Annotated in this window: 8 protein-coding genes; 2 read left to right on the top strand and 6 right to left on the bottom strand. The window is 60.1% G+C overall.

Features of this window, described 5'->3' with window-relative positions; translation table 11 throughout:
• The first annotated feature begins 15 nt into the window (after positions 1 to 15).
• Entirely contained in the window at positions 16 to 960 is a 945-nt protein-coding gene (locus RHIBR816_RS0117560; protein ID WP_018237886.1) for an NAD(P)-dependent oxidoreductase, read from the top strand.
• 7 nt (positions 961 to 967) lie between these two features.
• On the opposite strand, the gene RHIBR816_RS0117555 is transcribed toward RHIBR816_RS0117560, so the two are convergent.
• The 4 genes from RHIBR816_RS0117555 to RHIBR816_RS0117540 form a co-directional block, all read right to left on the bottom strand.
• Positions 968 to 2,104 (bottom strand): calcium-binding protein, encoded by a 1,137-nt coding sequence (locus RHIBR816_RS0117555; RefSeq protein ID WP_018237885.1) that lies wholly within the window; start codon positions 2,102 to 2,104, stop codon positions 968 to 970.
• 302 nt (positions 2,105 to 2,406) lie between these two features.
• On the bottom strand, positions 2,407 to 3,489 hold the full coding sequence (locus RHIBR816_RS0117550; RefSeq protein ID WP_026187122.1) for a glycosyltransferase: 1,083 nt from the start codon (positions 3,487 to 3,489) through the stop codon (positions 2,407 to 2,409).
• 71 nt (positions 3,490 to 3,560) lie between these two features.
• The gene (locus RHIBR816_RS0117545; RefSeq protein WP_026187121.1) at positions 3,561 to 4,757 is read right to left on the bottom strand and encodes a glycosyltransferase family 4 protein; all 1,197 of its coding nucleotides are present in this window, start codon (positions 4,755 to 4,757) and stop codon (positions 3,561 to 3,563) included.
• A 248-nt stretch (positions 4,758 to 5,005) separates the two neighbouring features.
• Positions 5,006 to 7,156 (bottom strand): nucleoside-diphosphate sugar epimerase/dehydratase, encoded by a 2,151-nt coding sequence (locus tag RHIBR816_RS0117540; RefSeq protein ID WP_245262728.1) that lies wholly within the window; start codon positions 7,154 to 7,156, stop codon positions 5,006 to 5,008.
• A 923-nt stretch (positions 7,157 to 8,079) separates the two neighbouring features.
• Here RHIBR816_RS0117540 and RHIBR816_RS0117530 point away from each other — a divergent pair.
• Positions 8,080 to 8,580, top strand: a complete 501-nt coding sequence (locus tag RHIBR816_RS0117530; RefSeq protein WP_018237880.1) for a hypothetical protein — start codon at positions 8,080 to 8,082, stop codon at positions 8,578 to 8,580.
• Positions 8,581 to 9,086: 506 nt separating this feature from the next.
• Here RHIBR816_RS0117530 and RHIBR816_RS34330 read toward each other — a convergent pair.
• On the bottom strand, positions 9,087 to 9,719 hold the full coding sequence (locus RHIBR816_RS34330) for an isoprenylcysteine carboxylmethyltransferase family protein (RefSeq protein WP_026187119.1): 633 nt from the start codon (positions 9,717 to 9,719) through the stop codon (positions 9,087 to 9,089).
• Between the two features lie 111 nt (positions 9,720 to 9,830).
• Complete coding sequence (locus tag RHIBR816_RS0117515; protein ID WP_018237877.1) at positions 9,831 to 12,977, bottom strand: efflux RND transporter permease subunit; 3,147 nt, start codon at positions 12,975 to 12,977, stop codon at positions 9,831 to 9,833.
• Positions 12,978 to 12,992: the final 15 nt, after the last annotated feature.

Below are 12,992 nucleotides of genomic sequence, written 5' to 3'. Positions count from 1 at the left end.
GGTGAAAGACCGGTCGTGACTGTCAAGGAACTGGTTGTAACCGGTGCGACGGGGTTCATCGGTGCGAGACTGATCGATCAGGCGCTCGCGAGAGGCTACGCCGTTACGGCGCTCGCGCGCGACCCGGATCGGATCGCGGCCCGGAGGGATGCCCACCTGCGCGCAGAGAAATGGTCGGTCGGCGAGCCGCTGCCGTCGGTCGGCCAGGCGGATGCGGTTGTTCATCTCGCTGCCTATATTCCCGCAGACCTCAGCGACGCGGATCAGACCGTCAAATGCTTCGAGATCAACACCTACGGAGCCCTGCAGGCTGCCATGGATGCCGCCTCCCAAGGGGTGCGGCGGTTCGCCTACTTCGGATCGGGGCAGGTGTACACGCCCGCCGCGGAGCCGGCCTCCGAGACCAGCCCCACCTTTCCGGTCAATCGCGCCAGCTACTACCTGGCGAGCAAGCTCTCGGCGGAGATTTGCCTGCTTGCCTTTGGGAAGGCGAAGGCGATGCCTGTCACGATCCTTCGCCCCGCATCGGTTTACGGGCCTGGCATGGACGGCAAAGGAATGGTGACGGCGTTCATCCGCGCGCTTGCGCGCGGGCATCCGGTGATCATTCGCGATGGCGGCACTTACCGCGTCGACCTCGTCTATGTCGACGACGTGGCTTCGCTGGCACTCGAGGCAGTCGCGGGCGCAGGCGAGGGCGTGTTCAACGCGGGTAGCGGGCACGCCTGTACGTCACTGGAGGCCGCCCATATCATCGCCGAGGTGATGGGAGCGGACCCCGCGCTGATCAAAGTGGAGGGCGAGGGCAAAGACGGAGGCGCGGCGGGCTTTGCGGCGCTGAATGTCGCCAACGCTGCCGAGCAACTGGCTTACACCCCACGCGCGTTCCGCCAGGGCATCGAGGCGTGGAAGGCAGAGACGGGGTTTGCGGACGTCCTGAGCGCGAGCGGGCAAGACTGATGCTGTGTTACGCGAAGAGGAAGTCGCTTCTCGAAAAGTTTGCAGCTGCGAGCTTGCCGTTCGGATCGTCGACGAGGATCGAGAAGGCGTTGCCGGCGGAGTCGTAGCCCTTGATGAGCACGTCGCCGTCGGTGGCGTTGTACGCCCAGACAGTGCCCTTGGCGGCCGAACCGGAATACTTGGTGACACCGAGCTTTTCGATGACAAGGAGATCGACACCGTCCTGGAAATCCATGATGGTATCCTGGCCGCTCCGCGCCGGCGCTCCCTTGAAGACGAAACGATCGGAATCGGCCCCGCCCCAAAGCTTGTCGCATCCCGCCTCACCGAGGAGAACGTCTCTCCCGGCGTCGCCGCTCAGGCTGTCATTGCCGTCGCCACCATAGACGTAATCGTTGCCGTTGCCGCCCTTCAGGAAGTCGAAGCCTGCTTCTCCTGACAGGATGTCGTCACCGTCGTCGCCGAAGGCCCGGTCATCGCCGGCGCCCACGGAAATCCTGTCGTTGCCGGAGCCGCCGTGCGCGTCGTCGATCCCGGCCTCGGAATCAAGCACGTCGTTCCCGTCGCCGCCGTCGAGGTAATTGTTCCCGTCGCCGCCATCGACGATGTCGTTGCCGATGCCGCCATAAATGCGGTCGTTGCCGGACTGACCTTTCAGCGCGTCATTGCCGCCTTCGCCGTAGATCGTATCATTGCCGGCGCCGCCGCTGGCCGCCTGCTGCGTCAGTTTCCCGGTCGCCGGGTTTATCCGCTGATTGAAACCGTCGTCTCCTGAGCCACAGTAGACGATGTCGTCGCCGTCGCCTGCATCGACGTATTCTTCGCCGGCGCCACCATAGATCGTGTCGTTTCCCGCACCACCCAGAATATGGTCGTGGCCATCGCCGCCGTTGATGACGTCATTGCCGACATCGCCATCGAAGATGTCGTTTCCCAATCCGCCGAACAATATGTCGGAACCGATACCGCCATCGATCCGGTCGTTGCCATCGCCTCCGTCGACGTAGTCGTCACCGAGGCCGGCCTTGATGACGTCATCGCCAAGTCCGCCGTAGATACGGTCGTTGCCGTCATAGCCCCAGATCTCGTCGGCAGCGAGAGTGCCGCGGATCGTTTCGGACAGATTCGTCCCCTTCAGAATCATCGTGGATGTCCTAGCGTCCCCCGAAAGGGCCATACTCGATGCATTGGGTGTAAAAGGCGTTTACGCCTAGGAACGGCTCATCACCACCAAAGGACGTAGCACTCTGCAATCGAAAGCTGATGTATACTACTTCTTCTAGAAAATATCAAACGCATTTCAACTCCTGAAAAGGCTGCGAAACCAAAATCGACTGAGCGAGCCGCGCGGGAAACGGGGGGTCTCGATTGCATGTCGAGAAAGGGTTGCTTGGCGGCCCGTGCCGGTTCGAGGTCCGCGATGGCGCTGCAACACGAAGTTCGCACTCAAGGGCATAGGAAACTTGAATATTTCGCCCTGATCGCGGCGATCGCGTATTCATTTTCGACGCGCGCTCGGGCGTTACGAGCGTAACGGGCATACTCGACAGGCGACAGGTCGAGAATCTGTCGTATTGCATTTGCGAGTGCCGCGGGGTCGCGTGCCGGTACGGCAATGCCGGCATTTCCGGCGACGGCGGCGGCATCGCCGACGTCCGTCGTGACGATCGGCTTGCCATAACTCATCGCTTCCGCGATCACGTTGGGAAAACCCTCGGTCCTGGACGACAACACCAGGACGTCGATACTGCGGTAGTAGGATGGCATGTCGGCGATCTCACCCTTGAGGTCGACGGCATGCGCCGGCAAACCCGCTTTCGCCATCAAGTCGACCACAGCGCGGTTGTCGGGGGAAAGCCCGTTGCCGGCCGCGGAAAAGACGGCCTGCGGGTGTGTCCTGCGAACGGCAGCCACGGCCTGGAAGAACGTGCCATGATCCTTCTGCGGATGAAATCGACCGACGATGCCAATCCGACGGGCAGTCGTCGCCTCTGTGGGGCCGATCTGCGGTAACTCGAACCCGTTCGGGATGGCAACCATGTTCCGGTTTGCGTAGCCGTAAGCCCGATGCAAGTCGAGCGCGCGCACGCTGTTGTAGATGATGCCGGCGGGCTGGCTCGACAACATCTTTGCACCGGCAATTGCGACACGTAGGCCGCGCGTAAGCGAAGCAGGATCGTCCAGGGATTGGCGAACATTCCAATAGAGCGACGCTCCACACCCGGCAAGGCGGGCCGCGATCGTGCCAACGATCATCGCGTGGTACATCCAGCACAGGATCACATCGGGCCGTTCCTTGCGGATAAGCCGCGCGAGCCGCAAGGTCGCGGCCGGGAGCGCGGTGATCGAGGAGGCGGACAACGATACATATGTAACTCTCGGATTATCCGCGAGATTGCGGTTCCGATCCGAGACACCGATCAGCGAAGCGACGACAATATGCTCTTCGGCCGAACCGCGAAGGAGACGTGCGAGCATAGTCTCGGCACCCGCACTGCCAGTGAAGTTGGTGATGACATGCATTATCATCGCGGCGGCTCTATGTTGGGTGCTGCCCATGCATATATCGGAGGAATGATCCGCTGCACCATGGACCGTCGTCAATCCGGCAAGCCCATGCCGGCCAACAGAACCCGGTTGATCATGTGCACGTCAAATTTGTTCTCCGCGAGTTCTCGCGAGCGCCTACCCATATTTTCCGCAAGATCCGGATCACGGGCAAATGACGCCATTGCATCGGCGAGCGCGATCACGTCGAGCGGTTTCACGGTTATACCGTTCACACCCGGCTCCACCGTGTCGCGGCAGCCTGGTAAATCCGTCGTGATGATCGGTCTGCCCACCGCCAGCGCTTCGAGAATGCTCCGAGGAATGCCTTCGCGGTAATAGGAAGGCAGGACAAAGACATTACATGCCGCCAGATAAGGGCGCACGTCCTTGGTGGTGCCAAGATAGTCCAATATTCCCTCGCTGACCCAATCGTTGATTTCTTCGCGCGAGATGGCGGTCGGATTGCTGTCAAAATGGCCGAGCAGTTGAAACCGGGCATCGGGGAAGGTGCGGCGCACGATTCTTGCGGCTTGGATATATTCCACCACTCCCTTGTCGCGCAGGAGCCGTGCAATCATGAGAAAGACAGGCCCTTCGCGCGTTGCTTGCGCAAAGGCAAAGTGCTCCAGATCGACGCCGGATCCGTGAACCATCGTAGGCGACGCAGCATCCTGCAGCATACGGTAGCGGCGAATGTCTTCTGCATCGGCGTCGTTATAGACAAACACCACTCTCGCGCGCTTGAACGCTGATCGATACAGCCGGACGCACATGTGGCGGATGGCCAATGCTTTGAACGAGCGACCGCCCGCTTCGGAAAAGACGTGGCCGAGACCCGTTACGAGGAAGCAGCGTTCCTCTATCCCGAGCGTTCGGGCGGCAATGCCGGCATAGATGATCGGTTTCATCGTATAGGGTAGGATCATGTCGGGCTTCAGCCGCTTGAAGTGTTGCCGCAGCGACCAGAAGGTACGGATGTCCTCGATCGGGTTGAGGCCGGTTCGGGCCATGGGAATGCGAACGAAGCGCACGCCGATTTCGGCGAGTGCCTGCTCGACTTGCGGGTCGTGTTCGGGAGCGAAGGCTATGACGTCATGTCCGGCGCCCGCCAATCGCTTCAGCAGCTCCAACCGAAAGATTATGAGAGACGCCGTCAGGCTTGCGACGATGGCAATCACCCGCCGGCGCGCTGGAGGGTATGCAACATCGGGCCGAGCCGTAAAACAGACGACGTCCTCTGTTTGCATGCGAGCGGCATGTTCAGCGGAACTCAAAGTTGGCCTCCGAATCGACATGCAGTTGCTCCCAGCGTGCAAAGCGACGTGTGATTGTCCGGGTCACACGCCGGCGCAGGTCGCCGCTACTCGCTCGCACGCCTGGCCCTGAGACCGAGGACCTGGCGTCGGACCGGCTTCGAGCGAAGGAGCCGGTCCTCGTGGCCACGCGCCTGTGACCGGTAACAGAATTCAGGCGAACCGCGCTTCCCATTCCTCAACTAATCCGGCAACCGAAGCCCGCCGCGAGCGCTCCCTGGGTAGACTTGGCGCTGCGGAGCCCCGGCCTTGCCGCGGCCCCTCGGTTGGAGCCGGCCTCGCTTCGTTCTCGCCGAGGGACGCTTCGTATTGCCGGCATCGTGTTCGTAGCGCGGAAGCAGTTCGCGAATGACAGCGACGACGGCCGGGTCGTTGCCCCGGTCCGCATAGCGCTGCAGGCGGGCGAACGCGTCCCGCAAGGTCGGCAGGGGAATGGGTTCCGGAACCGCGCCCAGAACACCTGGCACCGGCGACGTCGTGCGCTTGTCGCTGTCGTCGAAAAGCTCCTCGTAGAGCTTCTCGCCCGGCCGGCAGCCGATAAATTTGATCTCGATGTCCTGGTCCGGGGTGAAGCCGGCCAGCCTGATCATCCGGCGCGCAATGTCGACGATCTTGACCGGCTCGCCCATGTCGAGAACGAATATCTCTCCCTGTCCGAGCTGTTTCTCAAAACCGTGGGCCGATGCCTGCAGCGTCAGTTCCACGGCCTCACGGATCGTCATGAAAAAGCGCGTCATGCATGGATCGGTCACGGTCAATGGGCCGCCTTTCGCAAGCTGACGCTTGAAGAGCGGGATCAGCGATCCGCTTGATCCCAGCACGTTGCCGAAGCGAACAGTCATGAACCGCGGACCGTTCCCAGTTTCGAGACCATGGAGGTCGAGCGCCTGGCAATAGAGCTCCGCAAGCCGCTTCGTCGCGCCCATCATGCTTGTCGAGTTCACGACCTTGTCGGTCGATACCTGGACCATGGCAAGCGTGCCGTATTTCTTCGCCGCATTGGCAACGTTCATGGTGCCGATGACGTTGGTGAGGACGCCCTCGCACGGGTTCATTTGCACCATGGGCACATGCTTGAGGGCCGCAGCGTGGAAGACCAGCTCTGGCCGATGCCGCTCGAAAATTTCCTCAACACGCTGGCTGCGCCGGACGCTGCAAAGGTAACTCCACGTCGGTACCGTCGGGAACGTCTCGTTGAGCGTCATGTCGATCGAGTACAGATTGTATTCCGTATTGTCGACCAGCACGATCTCCGAAGGCCCGCACGCGGCGACTTGCGAGGTCAGCTCGCTGCCGATCGATCCGCCGGCGCCGGTGATCAGCACGCACCGGCCACGAACAAGACGGGCGATCGCCTCGCGGTCGAGCGCCGCCTGCGGACGCTCGAGGAGGTCGGTCAGTTCGATCGACCGTAGTTCGTAAGGGTTGTCTCCCTTGGCGTGCTTGAGCTCGGTCAGCTGCGACAGACGCGAGACTGCAATTCCGAGCCTTTCGGCGGAGCGCAGCAACTCGTCCGACGCGGATTCACCGAAGTTCGCCGGAGCTTCGGTGAAAACAACGTGACGCGGCCGCTTGTTGACTTGCTGCAGTTCCGCCACGACCTGTTCGAAATCCTCGATCCGCCCGGCGATCGGTACGCCACGAAGGCTCATCCCGAGCTGGTCAGCACTCTTGTCGAGGCAGGCCACCGGCACATGAGTGGCGTTCGGATCCCGGGCGAGTGCGCGCAGATAGAGCTCAGCGGCGTCTCCCGCTCCGATGAGCAGCAGCGGGACCTGGTGGTCGTCTCCCGCCCCCTTATTGCGCCCATTCTTGAAAACGGGCCGCGCCAGTGGGATTTCCTCGGCGCGAAAGCTCAGCCGTGCAGCGGCGAGGAAGGCGATCAGAAGGAGCGACTGCATCGGCACGACGGTTCTCGGCATATCGACCAGTCTCGTCGAAAAGAACAGGAGCGAGATGAGCAACAGAGATGTTACGAGGACTGCGCGAAGGATGATCAAGAGATCGGAGATGGAGCCATATTTCCAGTTGCGGCTATAGAGGCCGGACAAGGGGAAGATGAACGCGCAAATGGCGAGGTACTGAGCACCGGACCACAACAGCACAGAGGTGGTTCCGGGCCTTGTGCTGAGCTCTGCAAAGCCGTAACGCAGCAACAGCGCCACGGCGAGCGCAATGCCTGCGGAGCCAAGGTCTGCAACATACAAGGCGGGGTATTTCTGGACGCTGAAAACGGCCCCTCGTAGACGCCTGTAGCCGATATCGAGGGCTGCACCGCATAGCGCCAGCAACGTCTTGGCCGATGATCTTGCTGCTGCCCCTCTTGGTAACATTAGGAAACTATCGCGCACTGCCTTCGCGGCGGCGTAAAAACGCTGCATGACGGCCCCTTCCGAATATCTGCAAGCCTGCCGTCCAGCCGAACGAAAACCGCACCTCCCCAAGAAGGCCTAATGGTGGATCAAAAATGGTGCGTCTGTAGGTCTTGTCGTCGACTAGCTCGAAAGGCTTGATAAATCTAATTCGACAAAAGATTATATTCGCGACGGGCTAGGTCGCGACGCAAATGATTTATATTAAGAGCACGTAATTTACTGGTTGTAAACAGTCTTCAGGGCATCGGTCCAATTATAGTTTTACATAAAATTGATTGCTTCTGAGTGGTTGAGCGTCTCCGGCACGCAGGCTGCCGGCAAGAGCGGACAAGCTGAACGTCGCCTACTGCATGGTTTCCTGGACCGGGATCGTTTTAGGAACAAAATCATGCAGCAATTCAAAGTGCTACAGCGAACTTTGCGTCCAGCTAGACGCGCGGCACAGCCGAGAAAGGGCGAATGTCAAGGTTGGATTCAGGTAAAAGTTGAGACCTCGATTGCCGGAATCGGAGCCGCGACGACGGACAGTAGACCTTTGGCACTGCCCGTCTTTGGATGGCTCCGAGCCGGAACTTCCGTGCTGGCGTTCAGTCATTCCGCCCGGAACTTGCCGCTGAACGATTCGATGACGGCGTTGTCGAATTCCTCGGCTGGTCGCCATTGGTCGTGGCCGATCTGTGGCCCATGGGGAGGGCGCGCAGCTTAACGAGCCCTCATATATCTAAAGGCATATGGTGTGGGGTGGCCGAAGACGATAGTCTGTGCGCCGTACTTGAAGCTTAGCCATTCAAGCTTTCAAAGAAATCGTAATAGATCTGCGCCACCTGGCGCCTTGCCACAGTGATCATCGCATTGGCCCTGTTTTCAGCGAGGGCGGACATATGCAAGCGCGAAGCGTTATCGAGATTGTCGAGTCCGGCGGGGGGCCGCCCGCCGATCTGATCGTCGCCGGATACTGGGCAAGCCAGGCCGGTCTTGTGGCTTTTGTTCTCAACGGTGTCACGCCCCAGGCGATCAATCTGGTTCTGGACCCGATCGTGACGACGCTGCCGTTGTCCATCCCTGGCGTGCTTTATGTGCGGATCTGCGACGCGGCACGCGTATGCGAGGCCGTCCGATGCGCCGACGAGATCTATGCGGCGACCGGGACGTTCCGAAGGCTGACGGCTGACTACGGCATCGCCCCGACAAGCATCCGCTCTGTCGCCACCGCCATTCCAAAACTGGAAAGTCGCACGCTTCTGTCGGAAGGCGATGCGCATGCGCCAAGGCTCGGCGGGCCGCCTGTCGTCCTGCCTACCGCAGCGATGCATCGTGTCCGCTGGGGGGTGACGGACACGACGGGGCCGTCCTGGCCGCGGTTGCAGGCATCCGGCCGATAATTCAAGTGATGACGGAATGTTCGAGCGCCATCGACGCGGGCGAACGCGACCGGCGCACGGCATGGCGCCGGCGGCGACCGATTGAGTCGCGCGAAATCGCGTCGTCCGGGTGCAAATGAATGCGACGCGCTTTCAGGTCTTTGCTTTTGTGCATGTCGTTGTCCCAAACCGCGGAACAGTTTTGGGCGACATGCACTAAGTCTTGCAGGGGCAATCCCTATGATAATGCCATGGCCGAAAGCTTCATGAAAACGCTGAGGTCGAAGCGGCCTACTCGGCGGCCTCGAAACCTTCGAGGAATCAGACGCACGAAGGTCGCTGTAGCACTTTGAACTGCTGCATGTTTCCTTAAATCGGCTCCGATTCAAGGAAACATGCAGTAGGGGGGCGCAGTTCGGTCCGATACAAGCGTTGACCTGCATTGGCCTGTTACTGCCAGACACGCCCCAGATTCCGCGACCGGTGATGCGGATGCTCCGATGTTCCCGTCACCGTGTCGATGAACATCAATAGATCCAGAGAAGCGTTGGCAGGGAACCTTCGGCCTGCAAGTATTCGAATGCTTCAATCAGCGGGAAGAAGAGCAGAAGGAGGCAGGCTTCTCTGAGAGTCCGGCGGACGATTTTCGGCGAAAATGTTGTCCCGCGAGCCTCCTGGTACAGCATCGGATTGGGCCAGAACCGCGGGGTTCGGCTCGCATATGCGTGATAGGCCGGCCCAAACCTGCTCCGCAGGAAGCGCTCTTCCTGTAGCGCCGTCCTGAGCAGTACGATGTAGGTGGTCGAACCGAACAGACAGGCGGCAGCAAGCGACCCGAACATAAAGCCAATTCCGGTCGCGCCGATTGTAGAGAAGAGATAAAGCGGATTCCTGGTGATCGAGTAAGGGCCGCTTACCACCAATTCCGCATTCTTGCGGCCGCCGATATAGAGAATGCTCCAAAGCCGTCCAACAATGCACAGCAGCACGAGCGCCAGACCAATGTGCTCGATCAACTCGTGAATCGCTGATGCTTCGTTCCACGCGGGCCGGGTCAACGACAGGCCGCCAATCCCCAGAACAGCGCACAAGCGAAGAATTCGAAGGCGCGGCCTTTGATCAACCGGTTGCTGCTTGCCGAAGGAAGCGGTGGGTTCCATCATCGTGCCCCAAACGACCCCATCATTGGCGATCTACCCACGTTTGGCGTACGAGAGATTGAGCAAGGTCGTTTTATAGTCTGGCAGGGTACATCTCCGCTGAGGTCCTCTTCACGCACCGACCGCCTCACCTACGACTGGAGTTGGCTCAGCCGAATTCCTCACGATTCGTGATCCGTAGCGGAGGTACAAGGACGGCAGGACAAACAGGTTGAGCAGGGTCGAGGTGACGAGCCCGCCGATGATGACCACCGCCATCGGATGCTCAATCTCGTTTCCGGGCACCTGCCCGAGATAAACCAGTGGAACGATCGCCAGCCCCGTGGTCAAGACGGTCATCAGTATCGGCGATAGCCGCTCACGGGCTCCGCGCAGGACGAGACCCGGTCCGAAGCTCTCGCCTTCGTTCTGTTCGAGCTGCTGATAATGGTCCACGAGCAGAACACCATTGCGCGCCGCGATACCCAAAACCGTCAGAAAGCCGACCAGCGATCCCACCGAAATGATGCCGTCGCCAGCGTATGCTGCCAGGAGACCGCCGACCAAGGCAGCCGGCAGGAGAAGATATGCCAGGAGCGCAAGCCGCCAGCTTCGGAACGAGGCTTGCAGCAGGAAGAAGATCCCCATCGCTGCTCCAATCGAGAAGAACAGGATGCGCCTTTGAGCAGCTTCCCGCTCTGCGTACTCCCCAATGACTTCGGGGTGATACTCCGGAGGGAATTCCACGCGCGCCAACCGCTCCTTCACGTCTGACACGACCGAGCCAAGGTCACGTCCTTTCACATTTGCAGCGACGTCGATGCGCCGTGAGACCTTTTCGCGCTTGATGACGTTCGGCGTGGGGGCGACTTTCACTTGCGCGATATCACCTAGCCGCACATGCCCGCCCGTCGGTGTGTCGATCAAGAGATCACGGATGCTGCCGACATCGTGCCGTGTTTCAGGCGTTCCCCATACAATGACATCGTACAAATTCGGTCCGCGATAGATATCGCTCACTTCGATACCGGCCAGAATAGTAGCCGCTGCCCGGCGGACGTCTCCCGGCTTGATTCCGTGCGATCGCGCGGCGGCCAGATCGAGCTGGATCGTGATATGGGGGATGTCTTCCTGCAGCTCAATGTGCAAGGCGACCAGGCCGGGGACATCCGCCAGGGCTTTTTTTACATCGTCAGCCTTCGCCCGCAGCAAGTTCAACTCAGGTCCATAGATGCGGACGACGACCGCCTCGCTTGCTCCAGTCAAGACTTCCCGGATTCTCTCTTTCAGGTATGTCTGGACATCACGGTATAGACCGGGATAACCGTCGACGACCTCCTGAATAGCCGCGAGCGTCTTATCGTAGTCGGCTTCTGGCGCGACGCTGACCCAGTTTTCCGTGAAGTTTATGCCCACGACTTCGTCCGATGCCACGGCACGCCCGACATGCGCGCCGAAATTGCGAACGCCGGGAATGTTGCGCAGCTCGGAACTGGCCTTGATGGTGATCCGGCTCATCTCCGGATAGGACGTGCCAGGCTTCGTCACCCAATGCATCAGGAAATCGCGCTCTTTAAAATCAGGCAGAAGCGAGTGCCCGAGGAAAGGCAGAACGGCCAAACCTATCGCCGTGACGATCCCGGTGAAAGCGAAGACCGCCCGCGGTGCTCGGATGATCCGGGAGAGGATTCGGATATAGCTCTCCTGTAGCCCGCGTACGAAAGCGGGGGGCCTCTCGTCCAGCGGCTTCCACGAGAACAGTATCAGACTCAGGGCAGGCGTGACGGTCAGTGCCACGACCATGGAGGCGAAAAGGGCGAGCGTGTAGGCCAGAGCAAGCGGCTTGAAGAAGGAACCTGACAAGCCATCCAGAAAGAAGACCGGCAGGACGGCCAGAATAATGATCAGCGTCGCATAGACGATGGCCCGACGAATCTCGAGCGATGCTTCGAGAACCACGGTCGCGGTCGATTTCGGATGCCCGAGGCTACGATTTTCGCGCAGGCGCCGCACAATATTCTCGATGTCGATGATTGCGTCGTCGACAACAGCTCCCAGCGCGATCGCGAAACCCGCCAGGACCATCGTGTTGATCGTTGCCTCCATCGCATTCAGGACAAGGCCCGCAGCCACCAAGGACAATGGAATCGCCACGAGGCTGATCAGGGCGGCCCGCCATTGATACAGAAACGCGATGAGAACCAGTGTCACGAGGATGCTGCCCACGATAAAGGCCTTCGTCAGGTTGTCGAGGGACATCTCGATGAATGTTGCCGGGCGGAATATGGTGGGATCGATTGCTATCCCTGAAAGGCCAGGCTTGAGAAGCTCCAGCGCCTCATCCACCCCCTCGGTGACCTCCAAGGTGTTGGCCCAAGGAAATTTTTCGACGATCAGCAGAAGACCGGGGCCATCATTCACGATTCCGTCGCCGATCAACGGCGGATGGCCTTGCACGACGTCGGCTACTTCGCCGAGGCGCAAGGACGAATCGCTCTCGGCATGAAAGGCGACGCGGGACAGATTATCCGGGTTTGTCACCGGGAGTATGTGTCGCACGTTCAGCCTTTGATCACCTGCATCGATCAGTCCTCCTGTCTCCGTTTTCGATTGGCGTTTGTGCGGCAGCAAGCCGACATTGAGAGCGTCGCCCGTTGTCTCCAGCACCTGATCGAGCGTGATGCCGAGAGCCCTGAGCCGCTGCGGATCGACCTGAACTTGCAGCTGGCGTTTGCGAACACCCCACGCGGCCACATTCGCTACGCCTGGAACGTGCATAAGCTTTGGACGGATCGTCCAGCGGTAGATCTCCGAGAGAGCGACGAGGGACATTTCGTTGGAGGACAGGCCGATCTTCATGACCCGGCTTGTCGCGGATAGCGGCTGAATCATGATGGGCGGCCGTGCCACGTTGGGGAGCAACGGCTTTGCGACTGCAAGTCTCTCCTGCACCAGTTGCCGCGCCGAAAGCAGATCGGTCCCGCGCCCGAAGATCAGAACGACGGATGACAGTCCGGGAACCGACTTTGAGCGCAAGATCTCCAACCCGGGAGTGCCCGCAAACGATAGCTCCAGCGGCAGCGTGACCAAAGATTCGACCTCCTCGGTCGAAAGTCCAAGCGCCTCGGTCTGAATCTCTACGAGGGGGGGCGCGAATTCAGGAAACACATCGGTCCGCATTTCGCGAAGTTGGCCGACCCCAAAGAAGACCAACATTGCGGCGGCAAAAACCAGAAAGAAACGTAACTTGAGACTTCCTTCGACGATCCAGCGCATCATGGCTAGGCCTCCCGG

Origin of the sequence: Ensifer sp. BR816 (genome assembly GCF_000378985.1) — a bacterium.
Taxonomy (GTDB): domain Bacteria; phylum Pseudomonadota; class Alphaproteobacteria; order Rhizobiales; family Rhizobiaceae; genus Sinorhizobium.
The sequence above is the reverse complement of the archived record's forward strand: the minus strand, read 5'-3'. Positions and strand labels throughout refer to the sequence as shown.

Bases quoted from the DNA above. Each gene is read 5' to 3' on its own strand.
- RHIBR816_RS0117555 (WP_018237885.1), bottom strand. From the start codon at position 2,104: ATGATTCTGAAGGGGACGAATCTGTCCGAAACGATCCGCGGCACTCTC.
- RHIBR816_RS0117550 (WP_026187122.1), bottom strand. From the start codon at position 3,489: ATGATAATGCATGTCATCACCAACTTCACTGGCAGTGCGGGTGCCGAG.
- RHIBR816_RS0117545 (WP_026187121.1), bottom strand. From the start codon at position 4,757: ATGCAAACAGAGGACGTCGTCTGTTTTACGGCTCGGCCCGATGTTGCA.
- RHIBR816_RS0117540 (WP_245262728.1), bottom strand. From the start codon at position 7,156: ATGTTACCAAGAGGGGCAGCAGCAAGATCATCGGCCAAGACGTTGCTG.
- RHIBR816_RS0117530 (WP_018237880.1), top strand. From the start codon at position 8,080: ATGCAAGCGCGAAGCGTTATCGAGATTGTCGAGTCCGGCGGGGGGCCG.
- RHIBR816_RS34330 (WP_026187119.1), bottom strand. From the start codon at position 9,719: ATGGAACCCACCGCTTCCTTCGGCAAGCAGCAACCGGTTGATCAAAGG.
- RHIBR816_RS0117515 (WP_018237877.1), bottom strand. From the start codon at position 12,977: ATGATGCGCTGGATCGTCGAAGGAAGTCTCAAGTTACGTTTCTTTCTG.